Here is a 14923-nt window from a genome sequence, read left to right as displayed (position 1 = left end):
AGATGATCAGGTTGATAGGTCTGAGGTGGAAGTGTGGCGACACATGGAGCTGACAGATACTAATCGATCGAGGACTTAACCAAATTTCTAATCATGATGTCACACCTGTTATCTAGTTTTGAGAGAATAAGTTTTTTCAAAAAAACACTTGATTTCCTCAAGAATACATAGTATAATGTTAAATGTCACTGAAATTGTCTGGTGATGATGGCGAAGAGGTCACACCCGTTCCCATACCGAACACGGAAGTTAAGCTCTTCAGCACCGATGGTAGTTGGGGGTTTCCCCCTGTGAGAGTAGGACATCGCCAGGCAGGCTTCATTCCGCAGTAGCTCAGTGGTAGAGCTATCGGCTGTTAACCGATCGGTCGTAGGTTCGAATCCTACCTGCGGAGCCATTATTGGAGAGCTGTCCGAGTGGTCGAAGGAGCACGATTGGAAATCGTGTAGGCGGTCAACTCCGTCTCAAGGGTTCGAATCCCTTGCTCTCCGCCACTGATACTTATACATAATTACAATTGAAAGTCTGGGCCCGTTGGTCAAGCGGTTAAGACACCGCCCTTTCACGGCGGTAACACGGGTTCGAATCCCGTACGGGTCATTATATGATGGAGGATTAGCTCAGCTGGGAGAGCATCTGCCTTACAAGCAGAGGGTCGGCGGTTCGAGCCCGTCATCCTCCACCATTATCATCGCGGGGTGGAGCAGTTCGGTAGCTCGTCGGGCTCATAACCCGAAGGTCGCAGGTTCAAATCCTGCCCCCGCAACCAAAATAATTCAATACGGTCCGGTAGTTCAGTTGGTTAGAATGCCTGCCTGTCACGCAGGAGGTCGCGGGTTCGAGTCCCGTCCGGACCGCCATTTAAATACTAAGGCTCGGTAGCTCAGTTGGTAGAGCAACGGACTGAAAATCCGTGTGTCGGCGGTTCGATTCCGTCCCGAGCCACCACCTATGCCGGTGTAGCTCAATTGGTAGAGCAACTGACTTGTAATCAGTAGGTTGGGGGTTCAAGTCCTCTTGCCGGCACTGTTTTTTCAAAACTTAATGTGGAGGGGTAGCGAAGTGGCTAAACGCGGCGGACTGTAAATCCGCTCCCTCAGGGTTCGGCAGTTCGAATCTGCCCCCCTCCACCATTTATAGGGGCATAGTTTAACGGTAGAACAGAGGTCTCCAAAACCTCCGGTGTGGGTTCGATTCCTACTGCCCCTGCCAAATTTATGACATCTTGAGATTATGGCGGTTGTGGCGAAGTGGTTAACGCACCAGATTGTGGCTCTGGCACTCGTGGGTTCGATTCCCATCAATCGCCCCATATTATCATTGGGCTATAGCCAAGCGGTAAGGCAACGGACTTTGACTCCGTCATGCGTTGGTTCGAATCCAGCTAGCCCAGTCTCACTTTTATATCAACTGCATATGATGTATTAAGTCCCTTAAGATGCGGAAGTAGTTCAGTGGTAGAACACCACCTTGCCAAGGTGGGGGTCGCGGGTTCGAATCCCGTCTTCCGCTCCAATTACGGCGGCATAGCCAAGTGGTAAGGCAGAGGTCTGCAAAACCTTTATCCCCGGTTCGAATCCGGGTGTCGCCTTTCTTTTGCCGGGGTGGTGGAATTGGCAGACACACAGGACTTAAAATCCTGCGGTAGGTGACTACCGTGCCGGTTCAAGTCCGGCCCTCGGCACCAATTTTACTTACTTGGTAAGTTGAATTGGTGTTTGCGTGTTTAAACTATAACTAATCATATTAATGATCTACTTGAGTAGATCATTTTTTTATTGCTTTGATTTATCATAAGCAGCTAAGTTCCGATATATGATCATAAAGCTGCTTGAGCCATTATGTTTAGTTAAGTCTCTTAACACTTTTTTATTATTATATTTCCAAAAAAACTTTTTTGAAATACGTTGACACTTTAAGAGATCCATGATATATTTATATTCGTCGGTTAGATACGACGTAAAACTTGCCGGTGTGGCGGAATTGGCAGACGCGCACGACTCAAAATCGTGTTCCTTCTGGAGTGTCGGTTCGACCCCGACCACCGGTATACTGAAAAACCCGTTTCTTATGAGAAACGGGTTTTTATTTTTTATCAAAGAAAAGGAGCTAAGCTAAACTAAACTAGGCTCCTTTTTATATTTACTCAGCGTATTGGTCTAAAATCTCTTCTAACACCTCTTCAAGCCCTTCTGCATCCTCAAGCTCTGATTGCCTGAAGCGGACGCGTACGAGCTGTTCTCCGTCATTATACATCTCTTCCAGCCATCCTCGCAGTCCTCTTGCTCTGCGGTCGACTTCGAAAATAATGTCTAAACCGTCTTCGTCTAAAAGGAAAATAAGCTCTAATTCATCAAGCATCTGACGATAGTAGCCAGATGTCGGAATGAACTCAAATTCTTGAACGAACGGAAGGCGGCGCTGGAAGTAAGGCGCTTGTTCGCAGTCTGCTTCGTTAAGGCGGAAGCCCAGGTTTTCGATTGCTTCCAGCACACTTTCAATCCAAGGGTGCGCTTCAACGAAAATTCGATCGTGATCTGACTTGTCAATACCGCCTTGAATGTCAAGGTCTGTCACCACGGCGACCTCTACTTTCCCTACAGTGATTGGTGTATCAAGTGGGAGAATGAATGAGAACGGGAATTGATGCTGTTCTCCAGGCTGAATGGTAAATGAACCAGTGACCCGGAAAGAATGAATTGTAGCGTATTTCCGGTGCTCTTCATCGTCTTTTACAATGACGTACCGTGTATTAAGCTGTAAGTCAATATAGTGGATGTCCTGAGCGATTTTTCCGCCTTTGACATGTACAGTACCCCGCACTTCCTCTCCAGGATAATATGCGTCTTTCTCTAAAATCGTATCTACTTTTGCAGCACCGATTCCGGCACTTGCTGCAAGCTTCTTAAAAAATGACATGTTAAATCTTCCCCTTTTTCTTTTTCTCAACAGGTATACGTAAGAAGGAGGAAAAAAGATTCATTTGATTCATACTTTTTTCCTATTATTCGTCCGGCCTTGGGACAGACTATGATTAATATTGAAAGCAAAGGAGCGGATTGAAATGAATAAAGAAAGTATGGTTGCTAATGAATTACACAGAATGTTTTTGGCTGGTGAACTGCAAATCACGATAGAAGAGGATATAAACAATATATCTGAACGGCTGAGAAACGGCGATCTCAGTTTAGACCGATTGAGCGGAGAAGACACGTTTATAAAAGAAACGGTAAACGAGGCTTTAAGAAGAGTGGAGCAATAAAAGGAAGAGACGGCATCTCATCTTTGAGATCCCGTCTCTTTTTGTGGTCTTTGCTGTAAGATAAAAGCGAATCGATTTGAAATTGCTCACCAGAGCCACCCTTTTTCCAACAGAAGATCTGACAGTTCATCATGGAGATGGACAGCTGTATCTAATTGATCATGCAATGCTCTTCTGATGTGGGGATTTTCGGCTTCTGTTATTGCGACAGTGTATTTGTTAATGCTGGTTTTTATTGTTGTTAACAAATCAAAAATGTCTTCGGGACAAAGACCTTGTTCAATGAGCAAGCCACCTCCTTTGGTTTTTATAGCAGCTCCTGATAAGAAAGTATTTGGCTTTGTTTCTTGCTTCTATACAAAATGCTATAATAAGCAATAAATTTTGTTGGGGAGTGTGATGATGAAACAGATTATTGCGATGGGCGGCGGGGGTTTTTCGATGGAGCCGGAAAATTTGTCCCTCGATCAATATATCATCAATCAATCAGACCGGAAGTCGCCTCGCGTTTGTTTTTTGCCGACGGCGAGTGGTGATTCCCAAAACTATGTTCAGCGGTTTTATGATGCATTTCGAACACTGGATTGTGTGCCGTCTCATTTATCCTTATTTAAGCCGTCGTCAACAGATTTAATTTCTTTTGTTATGGAAAAGGACATAATTTATGTCGGCGGGGGAAATACGAGGAATATGCTTGTGCTGTGGAAAGAGTGGGGGCTGGATCTTATTCTCAGGGAAGCATGGAAGAACGGTGTGATTTTAGCTGGTTTAAGTGCAGGTGCGATCTGCTGGTTTGAAGAAGGGGTGACAGATTCAGCCGGACCGCTGACAAGCATGAAAAGTTTAGGTTTTTTGCAAGGGAGCTTTTGTCCTCATTATGACGGTGAAAAGGATCGAAGGCCGATATACCACCAGCTGATATCTAACGAATTCTTGTTCGATGGCTATGCGGCGGACGACGGAGCAGCTCTCCATTTCATAAATGATCAGCTGTTTCAGACAGTGAGTTCAAGACCGGGTGCAAAGGCATATCGGGTGATGATGGGTGATCATGAAATATCTGAAACTCCGCTGCCGGTCAACTATTTGGGATGAATTAGCTGAATATTTTCTATACTCCTCTTTTTTTTCGATTGGTTTTATGTTAAGATGAGTCCGAAATTAATAGTTACTGGGGGTGCCCGCTTTCGGGCTGAGAGAGAAGGTAAGCTTCTTAACCCTTTGGACCTGATCTGGTTCGTACCAGCGTGGGGAAGTAGAGGAATAGTTTTTATTATTGTCGTGCTGGGCAATAATATGTTTCTTTCTGACTGTAACCGGGTTCATTCATTTGAATCCGGTTTTTTGTGCTGGTTATGGGCTTGATTTTGTCCTTTCAAACGAAGAGAGGGGAAGGATAAGTAATGCAAAACAATTCAGTGCAGCAAGCCAACATTTCCATTATGTCGAGTTTTTCGGGGAGCAAGAAAGTGTATGTGGAGGGTTCTTCTTCGGACATCCAAGTGCCGATGAGGGAAATCGCATTGAGCCCGACGACAGGGTCGTTCGGCGAAGAGGAAAACGCGCCTGTGCGTGTCTATGATACAAGCGGACCGTATACCGACCCTGATGTGACCATTAATATTCAAGAAGGGTTAAAGCCGCTCCGCCAAAAATGGATCACGGAGCGCAGCGATGTTGAACAATATGAAGGACGAGCTATAAAACCAGAAGATAACGGTTATAAAAAAGCAAATCCAAACGTAAGCTACCCAGGACTAAAGCGGAACCCGCTGCGGGCGAAAGCGGGTCAAAATGTCACACAAATGCATTATGCCAAAAAAGGGATCATTACACCAGAGATGGAGTTTATCGCAATACGCGAGCATGTGTCTCCCGAATTTGTCAGAGATGAGGTAGCAAGCGGCCGGGCGATCATTCCTTCAAATATTAATCACCCTGAAAGCGAACCGATGATTATCGGCCGGAATTTTCATGTAAAGATTAATGCGAATATCGGAAATTCAGCGGTTACGTCATCAATTGAAGAAGAAGTGGAAAAAATGACGTGGGCCATTCGCTGGGGAGCGGATACGATGATGGATCTTTCCACCGGAAAAGACATTCATACGACGCGTGAATGGATTATCCGCAATTGCCCTGTGCCTGTTGGAACTGTTCCGATTTATCAGGCGCTTGAAAAGGTAAACGGCGTAGCGGAGGATTTAACGTGGGAGATTTATCGTGATACGCTGATCGAGCAGGCAGAGCAGGGAGTGGATTATTTTACGATACACGCTGGTGTTTTGCTTCGGTATGTGCCGCTGACTGCCAAACGGACAACTGGAATCGTGTCACGCGGGGGAGCGATTATGGCGCAGTGGTGTCTGGCTCATCATCAGGAAAGCTTTCTGTATACTCATTTTGAAGAAATCTGTGAAATCATGAAAACGTATGATATTGCTTTTTCTCTTGGGGATGGTCTGCGTCCCGGATCAATCGCTGATGCCAATGACGAAGCGCAGTTTGCTGAATTAGAGACGCTTGGAGAGCTGACGCAAATTGCCTGGAAGCATGATGTTCAGGTAATGATTGAGGGACCGGGGCATGTTCCGATGCATAAAATCAAAGAGAACGTCGATAAACAAATGGACATTTGCAAAGAAGCGCCTTTTTACACATTGGGGCCTCTGACGACCGATATTGCACCGGGCTATGACCACATTACTTCAGCGATCGGGGCAGCGATGATCGGCTGGTATGGGACAGCAATGCTTTGTTATGTAACGCCGAAGGAGCATTTGGGGCTGCCAAATCGTGATGATGTTCGTGAAGGGGTCATTACATATAAAATTGCTGCGCACGCGGCAGACCTTGCAAAAGGGCACCCCGGAGCGCAAATACGGGATGATGCGTTATCGAAAGCCCGCTTTGAATTCCGCTGGCGAGACCAGTTTAATCTATCTCTTGATCCGGAAAGAGCACTTGAATATCATGATGAAACCCTGCCGGCTGAAGGAGCAAAAACCGCTCATTTCTGTTCAATGTGCGGACCGAAGTTTTGCAGCATGAGAATTTCTCAGGATATTCGGGATTATGCGAAGGATAAAGAGATTGAAGAATGGGATGCGATTCAAGAGGGGATGAAAGAAAAAGCCAAAGAATTTGTGAATCAAGGCAGCCAGCTGTATAAATAATAGATTGACAGGCGAAATGGAATACGTTTTAATATAGCTAATATACATTTCCAGCATTTGCTGATCGGAACACCGAAGGCTCTTATCTTTTAGATAAGGGCCTTTTTTGTATGAAAAAGGAGGGAACAGTGATGGGAATCAAAAAAGAGAAGGGGAGAAAACGATTCAAGAAGCGAAAAACATACGGAAATCAGATTTTACCGCTGGAGCTCCTGATTGAAAAAAACAAACGAGAGATTATGAACAGTGCGGAGCTGATGGAGGAAATTTATATGAAGATTGATGAGAAGCATACGGCAGTGCGTCACTAAAATATAAAAAACCCGCTATTTACAGCGGGTTTTTGCATTTTTATTAAGCATCTTTTTTAACTGGCAATCCAAGGCCTTCTGCCACGCGTTTTCCGTATTCAGGATCCGCTTTGTAGAAATGCTCGATTTGGCGAAGTTTGATTTCTTCTTTTTCTACCGGCTTCATGGCGTTAACGATATTTTCAACAAGGCGGGCACGCTCATCCTCGCTCATTAAACGATAGAGATCACCGGCTTGTGTGTAGTGGTCATTGTGATCGTAGCTTACGCTGTCAGCGATTCCTTGTACCGGATATGCAGCTTGTTTATCCTCAGGTGACTCTTTCGGACCGCCGAAACTGTTAGGCTCGTAATAAACAGACCCACCGCCGTTATTGTCAAAGCGCATTTGTCCGTCACGCTGATAATTGTTCACTTCGTTGCGTGCGCGGTTGATTGGCAGCGCTTGATGGTTTGCACCGACACGGTAGCGGTGTGCATCATGATAAGCAAACAGTCGGCCTTGAAGCATTTTATCCGGAGAAACATCAATACCAGGCACGAGTGTTCCAGGTGAGAATGTCGCTTGTTCCACTTCTGCAAAGTAGTTTTCCGGATTTCTGTCTAGAACCATGCGTCCGACCTCGATTAACGGATAGTCTTTTTGAGACCAAACTTTTGTAACATCAAACGGATCGAAGCGATACGTATTTGCATCTTCTAAAGGCATGATTTGCACATATAGTTTCCATGCAGGGAAGTCACCATTTTCGATCGCATTGAATAGATCTTCTGTATGGTAATCAGGGTTTTCACCGGCAATTTTAGCCGCCGTATTGACATCAAGGTTTTTCACGCCTTGTTCTGTTTTAAAGTGATATTTAATCCATACGCCTTCACCTTCGGCATTCGTCCATTTGAATGTATGGCTCCCGAAGCCGTGCATGTGGCGGAGTGTTGCAGGGATTCCGCGATCAGACATCAGGATAGTTACTTGGTGTAATGACTCTGGTGAAAGTGACCAGAAATCCCATACAGCTGTAGGGTTTTTCAAGTGTGTTTTTGGATCTCTTTTTTGTGTATGGATGAAATCAGGGAACTTAATCGCATCGCGGATGAAGAATACCGGTGTATTGTTACCGACGATGTCGTAGTTTCCTTCTTCAGTATAAAATTTAACAGCAAATCCGCGTGGGTCGCGAACTGTATCAGCCGAGCCAAGTTCACCGGCAACTGTTGAGAAACGGATGAACAGTGGTGTGCGTTTGCCGACTTCAGAAAGGAAAGCGGCTTTCGTGTATTTTGTTACATCGTTTGTCACTTCAAAATATCCATGTGCGCCTGCTCCTTTGGCGTGAACGACACGTTCGGGAACACGTTCTCTGTTGAAATGGGCCAATTTTTCGAGTAAATGTACATCTTGGATTAAAGTTGGTCCGCGAGAACCGGCTGTCATCGAATTTTGATTATCTCCAACCGGGGCGCCCCAGCTAGTTGTCAGTTTATTTGAACTCATGTGATCACCTCTTCGAATTTATAAAAACATAATATCATCTCTAAGTAAAAAGTCAATATTATTTTATAATTATTATAAAATAGTTATCTCTATTAAGGGATATATAGTATTAAAAATGTTGATAAACCCTTGTTATAACAGCTTATAGGAGAGAGAAAATATTTTTGAAGAAATGATTTTTTCCTCTCTATTTGCGAAACAAGCAGAGTAAGTGATAAACAAGGCTGACAAAAATCTCGTTTAAAAAAGAGTTGACATATCGGAATAATTTGAATTAACATGATATTCAAACAAAAAAACAATTGGGCAGCTGATCGGACCGCCGAAGGCTCTCATCTCTATAAAGAACAGAGATGGGGGCCTTTTTGTTTTTTTAGAAGGCGGGGTTGGCAGAAAGAGAGGGATAAAAGTGGCTGTGACCATCAACATCAAAGAAAAGGCATTCGTTCAAGAGGGCCGCAAAACAACGGTCTTGGAGAACATTCAATTATCAATCGCACCAGGTGAATTTCTAACGGTCATCGGACCGAGCGGGTGCGGAAAAAGCACTCTGTTAAAGATTATTGCAGGACTTGATTCTGATTATGACGGGAGTGTTGCAATTAACGGACGCAGCGTAACAGCTCCGGGTATTCAGCAAGGATTTATTTTTCAGGAGCACCGCCTCTTTCCATGGCTGACGGTTGAGCAGAATATTGCCGCTGATTTGAACTTGAAAGATCAAAAAGTCAAACAGAAGGTGGATGAACTGATCGAGATTGTCAGATTGAAAGGATCGGAGAAAGCATATCCTCGTGAGCTGTCAGGCGGTATGTCACAAAGAGTGGCCATCGCACGGGCTCTTCTGCGGGAGCCTGAGGTGCTGCTTTTAGATGAACCGTTTGGTGCGCTGGACGCTTTTACCAGAAAACACCTGCAGGACGTGCTGCTGGATATATGGCGGAGGAAAAAAACAACGATGATTCTCGTCACTCATGATATAGATGAATCTGTTTATTTAGGAAATGAGCTTGCGATCCTTAAGGCCAAACCGGGGAACATCCATAAGCTGATGCCCATTCATCTGGCGTATCCGCGAAACCGCACGACACCGGATTTCCAAGCGATCAGACAGAAAGTGCTGTCGGAATTCGAGAAAACAGAAGATCTAGAGTACGCTGAGGGATCAGGGATATAGAAAGGGCGGAAGCAGAAATGAAAAAAGGACTCATTGTATTGGTTACCGTTTTTTTTCTGCTGGCAGGCTGCGGAGCAAATGGAGCCAGCGGTGACAACAAACCATTGAAAGAAATTCGAATCGGTATTCAGCAAAGCTTAAGCCCGCTTTTGATTGCGAAGGAGAAAGACTGGTTTGAAGATGCATTTGAAAAAGAAGGCATTAAAGTGAAATGGGTGGAGTTTCAAAGCGGTCCGCCCCAATTCGAAGGCCTTGCGGCAGACAAACTTGATTTTTCTCAGGTCGGCAATTCGCCTGTGATCGCAGGTCAGGCGGCAGGCATTGATTTTAAAGAAATCGGTTTATCCCAGGATGGGTTGAAGGCGAACGGCATCCTTGTGAATCAAAACAGCGGCATTCAGGACGTCAAGGACTTAAAGGGAAAGAAAATTGCAGTCGCCAAAGGCAGCAGCGGTTTTGATTTTCTGTATAAAGCGCTTGATCAAGTGGGTTTGTCAGCTAATGATGTGACGATCATTCAGCTTCAGCCCGATGAAGCAGCCTCCGCATTTGAAAACGGATCTGTTGATGCCTGGTCCATCTGGGAGCCGTACTTGTCTTTAGAAACAATCAAGCATGGAGCAAAAATCCTTGTGAACGGGGAAAGCACAGATTTATATTCACCCGGATTTACTCTAGTAAGAACAAAGTTTTCAGAGGAGCATCCAGACGAAGTGGTCCGTTTTCTGAAGGTGTTTAATAAGGCTGTTGTGTGGCAAAAGGAACATCCGGATGAAGCCGCGGACTTATATGCAAACATTAAAGATCTCGATAAAAAGGTCGTCAAAAATGTACTGAAAAATACTGAGCCTCTGAATGAGGTTATCAGTGACGACATTGTGAAAGCGCAGCAGGAGACAGCAGATTTTCAATATCAAACAAAGGCGATAGACAAGAAGATAGACGTGAAAGAGGTTGTGGATAACACATTTATTAAAAAAGCGTTAAAGGAAAATTCCTCCGGAGGTGATCAATGATGAAAGCAGAGGCTGCAGGCTCGCTGCCCAAAACGAATGCGGAGGCGGTGCAAAAAAAGCCCCGAAGGATGAAATACGGCTGGATGAAGGGGCTTTTGCTGCCCGTTGTCATCATTGCCATCTGGCAGATCATCGGCGGCCTTGGTGTTGTGTCCGCTACAGTGCTGCCTACGCCCGTTACGATCGTCCTGACGTTTAAAGAGCTTGTTTTTTCCGGTGAGCTGTTCGGCCATCTGCAAATCAGTATCTATCGGGCGGCGCTTGGTTTTTTGCTTGGCGCAGGGCTTGGGTTGATCATCGGGATTTTGGCCGGATTCTCCAAACGGACGGAGCTGTATCTTGATCCGTCATTGCAAATGCTTAGAACCGTTCCGCATCTGGCGGTTACGCCGCTGTTTATTTTATGGTTCGGTTTTGATGAAGTATCTAAAATATTGCTGATTGCGCTTGGCGCCTTCTTTCCTGTCTATATTAATACATTTAACGGCATCCGCGGCGTTGACGCGAAGCTGTTTGAAGTCGCCCGGGTGCTTGAATTTAAATGGCATCAGCAGATTTCCAAAGTGATATTGCCTGCATCTCTGCCGAATATATTGCTCGGCATTCGCTTATCGCTCGGTATTGCATGGCTCGGACTTGTTGTAGCAGAGCTGATGGGCTCCAGCTCAGGAGTCGGCTACATGATCATGGATGCTAGACAGTTTTCACAAACAAACAAAGTCTTTGCCGGGATTATCATCTTTGCGGTGGTTGGAAAGCTGACGGATTCCTTTGTCAGGCTGCTTGAACGAAAACTATTAAAATGGAGAAACAGTTACGAAGGGTAATATACGTGAAGGGGAGATGGATATGGAAATTCTTTGGTTTATACCGACTCATGGAGACGGGAGATATTTAGGATCTGAAAGCGATGGACGGACTGCGGATCATCTTTACTTTAAACAAGTCGCGCAGGCGGCTGACAGGCTGGGGTATACGGGCGTTCTTCTGCCGACGGGAAGATCGTGCGAGGACCCGTGGCTTACAGCATCGGCGCTGGCAGGAGAAACAAAGGACTTAAAGTTTTTAGTCGCGGTAAGACCCGGTTTAATGCAGCCTTCTCTAGCAGCCAGAATGACATCCACCTTAGACCGCATTTCAGACGGACGGCTGCTGATCAATGTTGTGGCAGGAGGCGATCCGTACGAGCTGGCTGGAGATGGCCTGTTTATCAGCCATGATGAACGCTATGAAGCGACAGACGAATTTTTAACCGTTTGGCGGAGACTTTTGCAGGGAGAAACGGTTTCCTATGAAGGTAAGCATATAAAAGTGGAAAACAGCAATCTGCTCTTCCCGCCGCAGCAAGCGCCGCATCCGCCCATCTATTTCGGAGGGTCGTCACAGGCGGGGATTGAGGCAGCCGCAAAGCATACAGACGTGTATTTAACGTGGGGCGAGCCGCCTGAACTAGTAAAAGAAAAGATTGAGAGAGTCAAAAAGCAAGCTGAAAAAGAGGGGAGATCCGTTCGATTTGGCATCAGGCTGCATGTCATTGCCCGTGAAACCGAACAAGACGCTTGGGAAGCGGCTGAACGCTTGATCAGCCACTTGGATGATGAGACCATCGCCAAAGCGCAGGCAGCTTTGAGCCGATACGATTCTTCAGGCCAGCGGCGGATGGCCGTCCTTCACCAAGGCGATCGGACAAAGCTTGAAATCAGCCCGAATCTGTGGGCGGGTATCGGCCTGGTAAGAGGCGGGGCAGGAACAGCTCTTGTCGGTGATCCGCAGACTATTGCCGATCGGATAACAGAGTACCAGGCACTCGGCATAGAATCGTTTATTTTCTCAGGCTATCCTCATTTAGAAGAAGCGTATTATTTTGCAGAGCTTGTGTTTCCGCTTTTGCCATTTGAAAATGAGCGGACGAGAAAGCTTCAGAACAAAAGGGGAGAAGCGGTCGGGAACACTTATTTTGTCAAAGAGAAAAATGCGTCAGTTTAAGTAAAATACAGCCCCCCGAACATGGTATTCAAAAAGGGGGCTATTTTTCTGAACACATTGATAAGCGCGTCAGTCATTTGCCTGTTAGCTATGCTGTGAGCATGCGGACATTCAAAGCAGATGGAAATCAAAGCTGCGGACATCTCAGGTCTTGAAAAAAACAGAATGGATGCTGCAGCTTCACAGTCATTCATTGCGGTAGCCGTCAATATCAGTGAAGGTATTTCTTCAGCCGACATGTATATCGAACATTATCAAAATGGGAAGTTAGTTGAGACGATTGGTCCGGTAAGTGCAGATTATTCTGAGGGAAAATCCTATACATTACAATTTGTTTATTTTGAAAGTATCAAGATGCGTTACTGTATGATGTGGAATTGCATCACTAGAAACGGGCGGCTTTCAGCCGTCTGTTTTACAAATCGGTATGCTTGCTTTTTTTTATTGTGCGTGATACATTTTAAATCGTAATTGTTTCGATTTGAAAAGGAGGCTATATCTTGGCTAAAAAATCAAAAGTGGCAAAAGAGTTAAAACGCCAGCAGCTTGTTGAACAATACGCTGCAATTAGACGCGAGCTAAAAGAAAAAGGAGATTACGAGGCACTCAGCAAGCTGCCGAGAGATTCAGCACCGGGAAGACTCCACAATCGCTGCATGGTAACGGGGCGCCCGAGAGGATATATGAGGAAGTTTAAATTGTCCAGAATCGCTTTCAGGGAGCTGGCCCATAAAGGCCAGATTCCCGGTGTGAAAAAAGCAAGCTGGTAAGAAAAAACTCCGGCCGATTACAGCGCGCCGGAGTTTTTTTCGTTTTTCTTAAAAGAGATGACGTAGGATAGATGCTGGATGATCATGATGATAAACACAATAATAATAGGGAAAAACGGAATGCGCGATTGAAAAAGCGGATAAAAAATGAGAAGAACCGCTGCGGCAGGAAGCGAGAAGTAGACGGCGATATATGACGCGCGGCATGCTTTTGCCGTCATCATCTTCTCTCTTTCGTCCTGCTCTTCAAATTCATCAGGCAGAAGAAGCTTTTTTGCAGCAGGGCGGCTTTTCTTTTGTAAGTACAAATAAACCGCAGACACCGCAACAAACAGAATAAAGGGGGTGAGGTTTAATTCAAACACCATCTCGCCGCTCTTTGTGCGGAAAAAGGATGCAATGCCTTCTGAAGCTTCAAAGTACGAAATCAGCGTCCAGCATGCAAGGCCAAATAGAACAAGTTGAAAAGCTGCTTTTGTTTTCATGCTCATCTTAGTTTTCCTCCTCTAACCAAAAGACATCCTCCATTTTCATGGAGAAGGCTTTGCAGATTTTCAGTGCTAATAGCAGTGAGGGAACATAATCGCCTTTTTCGATAGCTGCCACAGTCTGTCTTGTGACGCCGACCGTTTCCCCGAGTTTTTCTTGAGAAAAGCCGAAACGTGCCCTCAGCTCTTTTACTTTATTTTTCATCATGACGTCTGTCCCCTTCACATTCTCGATTGAATATATTGTATAGTATGCTTAACATTATGTAAATGAAACTTAACATCTTTACAAAAATAAAACTTTTTTTCGACAAAATTTTCATATTTCCTTGACGAAAAATCAATAAACGTGTAATATAAGAAAAGTCAGAGCGGTACTGTTGCTGACAACCACAAATGCGGGTGTAGTTTAGTGGTAAAACCTCAGCCTTCCAAGCTGATGTCGTGAGTTCGATTCTCATCACCCGCTCCATACATACGTTATTAACGCAGTGTTTCGTTTCTCAGATAAACGAAGTATTGCGTTTTTTTATGTAAAAAAGAACACGTTATTCGTGTTCTTTTACGTAAGCCAATGTACTGTATGGGAGCCGCCGTGAATTTGTTCGAACATTTTCGTTAATGATGATAAGAGTTTTACAGCACTGTTTTTTTCAATCGTTGGCGGGAAAAAGATGATTTGCAGCATGCTCTTGGTCTCATCTATAACGGGACAGCGATTGACGCTTTTTTTAAAATCGCCAAATATGCCGTTTTGATCAGAGTAAAGCAGTATGTTTTCTTTTTCACCCAATGAGATGCGGACTGGCTCATGAAGCTTGCCGGCATCATAAATCATAATGGGCAGAGAATATTTTAATGAAAAAAAATCGATGGTGTCATGGGCTGAATCCTTGCTTTCCATGAACTGTTCTTTGGATATCGGGATCAGCATGTCCTCCATTGGGGTTGTTTCTCCCTCAAATGAAGGGTTAAGCTGTTTAAAAAGTTCCTGCCATTCCTTGGCGAAGGATTCATCAGATATTCCGCCGTCCGCATAGTCGAAAAACAGGGATTCTTGAAATAGGCGAAGCCTGCCTTTCAGCATTTGCGGAGAGGAACTGACTTCGATATTCTTATAAATCACAGCCGCCGCTTGTAAGCCGGCCGCACGTTCAGTAATAACAGAATCAAGTTTGAAATTCACAAGCATTCACTCCAGTTATGGGATATCAACCTATTATAAACCCTGTACTGTTTTAT

At 44.9% G+C, this 14923-nt stretch carries 13 protein-coding genes, 17 tRNA genes, 2 rRNA genes, 3 pseudogenes and 1 riboswitch; of the genes and pseudogenes, 29 read left to right on the top strand and 6 right to left on the bottom strand.

All coding sequences use genetic code 11. From position 1 onward, the window contains the following. From CVV77_RS08690 to CVV77_RS08605, 18 genes are all read left to right on the top strand, one after another. Positions 1–83: ribosomal RNA gene (locus CVV77_RS08690) — 23S ribosomal RNA — on the top strand; the annotation flags it as partial. 114 nt (positions 84–197) lie between these two features. After that, positions 198–313, top strand: a 5S ribosomal RNA gene (rrf, locus tag CVV77_RS08685). 9 nt (positions 314–322) lie between these two features. Then, positions 323–397, top strand: a tRNA-Asn gene (locus tag CVV77_RS08680). Positions 398–402: 5 nt separating this feature from the next. Further along, positions 403–494, top strand: a tRNA-Ser gene (locus tag CVV77_RS08675). A 34-nt stretch (positions 495–528) separates the two neighbouring features. Then, a tRNA-Glu gene (locus CVV77_RS08670) sits at positions 529–600 on the top strand. 9 nt (positions 601–609) lie between these two features. Further along, positions 610–685 (top strand) — tRNA-Val (locus tag CVV77_RS08665). Positions 686–692: 7 nt separating this feature from the next. Further along, positions 693–769, top strand: a tRNA-Met gene (locus tag CVV77_RS08660). Between the two features lie 14 nt (positions 770–783). Further along, positions 784–860, top strand: a tRNA-Asp gene (locus CVV77_RS08655). Between the two features lie 12 nt (positions 861–872). Next, a tRNA-Phe gene (locus CVV77_RS08650) sits at positions 873–948 on the top strand. Between the two features lie 5 nt (positions 949–953). After that, positions 954–1026 (top strand) — tRNA-Thr (locus CVV77_RS08645). Positions 1027–1048: 22 nt separating this feature from the next. Then, a tRNA-Tyr gene (locus CVV77_RS08640) sits at positions 1049–1133 on the top strand. A 5-nt stretch (positions 1134–1138) separates the two neighbouring features. Next, positions 1139–1212, top strand: a tRNA-Trp gene (locus CVV77_RS08635). A 24-nt stretch (positions 1213–1236) separates the two neighbouring features. Beyond that, positions 1237–1312: transfer RNA gene (locus CVV77_RS08630), tRNA-His, on the top strand. Positions 1313–1321: 9 nt separating this feature from the next. Beyond that, positions 1322–1393, top strand: a tRNA-Gln gene (locus CVV77_RS08625). 47 nt (positions 1394–1440) lie between these two features. Then, positions 1441–1515, top strand: a tRNA-Gly gene (locus CVV77_RS08620). Positions 1516–1520: 5 nt separating this feature from the next. Beyond that, a tRNA-Cys gene (locus CVV77_RS08615) sits at positions 1521–1591 on the top strand. Between the two features lie 7 nt (positions 1592–1598). Continuing rightward, positions 1599–1687, top strand: a tRNA-Leu gene (locus tag CVV77_RS08610). Between the two features lie 281 nt (positions 1688–1968). Further along, positions 1969–2050: transfer RNA gene (locus tag CVV77_RS08605), tRNA-Leu, on the top strand. 92 nt (positions 2051–2142) lie between these two features. On the opposite strand, the gene spo0M is transcribed toward CVV77_RS08605, so the two are convergent. After that, on the bottom strand, positions 2143–2919 hold the full coding sequence (spo0M, locus tag CVV77_RS08600) for a sporulation control protein Spo0M (protein WP_100275112.1): 777 nt from the start codon (positions 2917–2919) through the stop codon (positions 2143–2145). Between the two features lie 139 nt (positions 2920–3058). Between spo0M and CVV77_RS08595 the strand changes: the two genes are divergently transcribed. Further along, complete coding sequence (locus CVV77_RS08595; RefSeq protein WP_100275168.1) at positions 3059–3262, top strand: hypothetical protein; 204 nt, start codon at positions 3059–3061, stop codon at positions 3260–3262. 86 nt (positions 3263–3348) lie between these two features. On the opposite strand, the pseudogene CVV77_RS22350 reads toward CVV77_RS08595, so the two are convergent. Beyond that, a pseudogene (locus CVV77_RS22350) lies at positions 3349–3623 on the bottom strand (spore coat protein). A gap of 41 nt (positions 3624–3664) precedes the next feature. Between CVV77_RS22350 and CVV77_RS08585 the strand changes: the two are divergent. The 3 genes and pseudogenes from CVV77_RS08585 (at position 3665) to senS (ending at position 6756) form a co-directional block, all read left to right on the top strand. After that, positions 3665–4357, top strand: a complete 693-nt coding sequence (locus tag CVV77_RS08585; protein WP_100275111.1) for a Type 1 glutamine amidotransferase-like domain-containing protein — start codon at positions 3665–3667, stop codon at positions 4355–4357. Positions 4358–4425: 68 nt separating this feature from the next. Further along, a riboswitch (TPP riboswitch) is annotated at positions 4426–4533 on the top strand. Positions 4534–4665: 132 nt separating this feature from the next. Beyond that, complete coding sequence (gene thiC / locus CVV77_RS08580; RefSeq protein ID WP_100275110.1) at positions 4666–6438, top strand: phosphomethylpyrimidine synthase ThiC; 1773 nt, start codon at positions 4666–4668, stop codon at positions 6436–6438. A gap of 131 nt (positions 6439–6569) precedes the next feature. Continuing rightward, positions 6570–6756 (top strand): annotated as a pseudogene (senS, locus tag CVV77_RS08575) (transcriptional regulator SenS). 36 nt (positions 6757–6792) lie between these two features. On the opposite strand, the gene katA reads toward senS, so the two are convergent. Beyond that, positions 6793–8244, bottom strand: coding sequence for a catalase KatA (gene katA, locus CVV77_RS08570; protein ID WP_019257854.1), 1452 nt, complete (start codon positions 8242–8244; stop codon positions 6793–6795). A 409-nt stretch (positions 8245–8653) separates the two neighbouring features. Between katA and CVV77_RS08565 the strand changes: the two genes are divergently transcribed. The 6 genes and pseudogenes from CVV77_RS08565 (at position 8654) to rpsN (ending at position 13193) form a co-directional block, all read left to right on the top strand. Next, positions 8654–9421 carry an ABC transporter ATP-binding protein gene (locus tag CVV77_RS08565; protein ID WP_100275109.1) on the top strand — a complete coding sequence of 256 codons (768 nt, stop codon included), beginning with the start codon at positions 8654–8656 and terminating at the stop codon, positions 9419–9421. A gap of 17 nt (positions 9422–9438) precedes the next feature. Then, on the top strand, positions 9439–10437 hold the full coding sequence (locus CVV77_RS08560; protein WP_100275108.1) for an aliphatic sulfonate ABC transporter substrate-binding protein: 999 nt from the start codon (positions 9439–9441) through the stop codon (positions 10435–10437). Further along, positions 10434–11264 carry an ABC transporter permease gene (locus CVV77_RS08555; protein ID WP_019257857.1) on the top strand — a complete coding sequence of 277 codons (831 nt, stop codon included), beginning with the start codon at positions 10434–10436 and terminating at the stop codon, positions 11262–11264. Before CVV77_RS08560 ends, CVV77_RS08555 begins: the two co-directional genes overlap by 4 nt. Before the next feature lie 22 nt (positions 11265–11286). Next, positions 11287–12423, top strand: a complete 1137-nt coding sequence (ssuD, locus tag CVV77_RS08550; protein ID WP_088111273.1) for an FMNH2-dependent alkanesulfonate monooxygenase — start codon at positions 11287–11289, stop codon at positions 12421–12423. A 120-nt stretch (positions 12424–12543) separates the two neighbouring features. Beyond that, a pseudogene (locus tag CVV77_RS08545) lies at positions 12544–12771 on the top strand (hypothetical protein); the annotation flags it as partial. 152 nt (positions 12772–12923) lie between these two features. Then, positions 12924–13193, top strand: coding sequence for a 30S ribosomal protein S14 (gene rpsN / locus CVV77_RS08540; protein ID WP_003239638.1), 270 nt, complete (start codon positions 12924–12926; stop codon positions 13191–13193). Between the two features lie 17 nt (positions 13194–13210). On the opposite strand, the gene CVV77_RS08535 is transcribed toward rpsN, so the two are convergent. Beyond that, positions 13211–13684, bottom strand: a complete 474-nt coding sequence (locus tag CVV77_RS08535) for a hypothetical protein (protein ID WP_060398232.1) — start codon at positions 13682–13684, stop codon at positions 13211–13213. A gap of 1 nt (position 13685) precedes the next feature. Further along, positions 13686–13886, bottom strand: coding sequence for a helix-turn-helix transcriptional regulator (locus CVV77_RS08530; RefSeq protein ID WP_033878671.1), 201 nt, complete (start codon positions 13884–13886; stop codon positions 13686–13688). A gap of 193 nt (positions 13887–14079) precedes the next feature. On the opposite strand from CVV77_RS08530, the gene CVV77_RS08525 reads away from it, so the two are divergent. Then, positions 14080–14153, top strand: a tRNA-Gly gene (locus CVV77_RS08525). 90 nt (positions 14154–14243) lie between these two features. Here the strand turns inward: CVV77_RS08525 and CVV77_RS08520 are convergent. Next, entirely contained in the window at positions 14244–14867 is a 624-nt protein-coding gene (locus CVV77_RS08520) for a B3/B4 domain-containing protein (protein WP_100275107.1), read from the bottom strand. Between the last annotated feature and the right edge of the window lie 56 nt (positions 14868–14923).

This window comes from Bacillus sp. SN1, assembly GCF_002796895.1.
Lineage (GTDB): Bacteria > Bacillota > Bacilli > Bacillales > Bacillaceae > Bacillus > Bacillus inaquosorum.
Note: the sequence above shows the minus strand (reverse complement) of the source record. Positions and strands in the feature narration are given on the sequence as shown.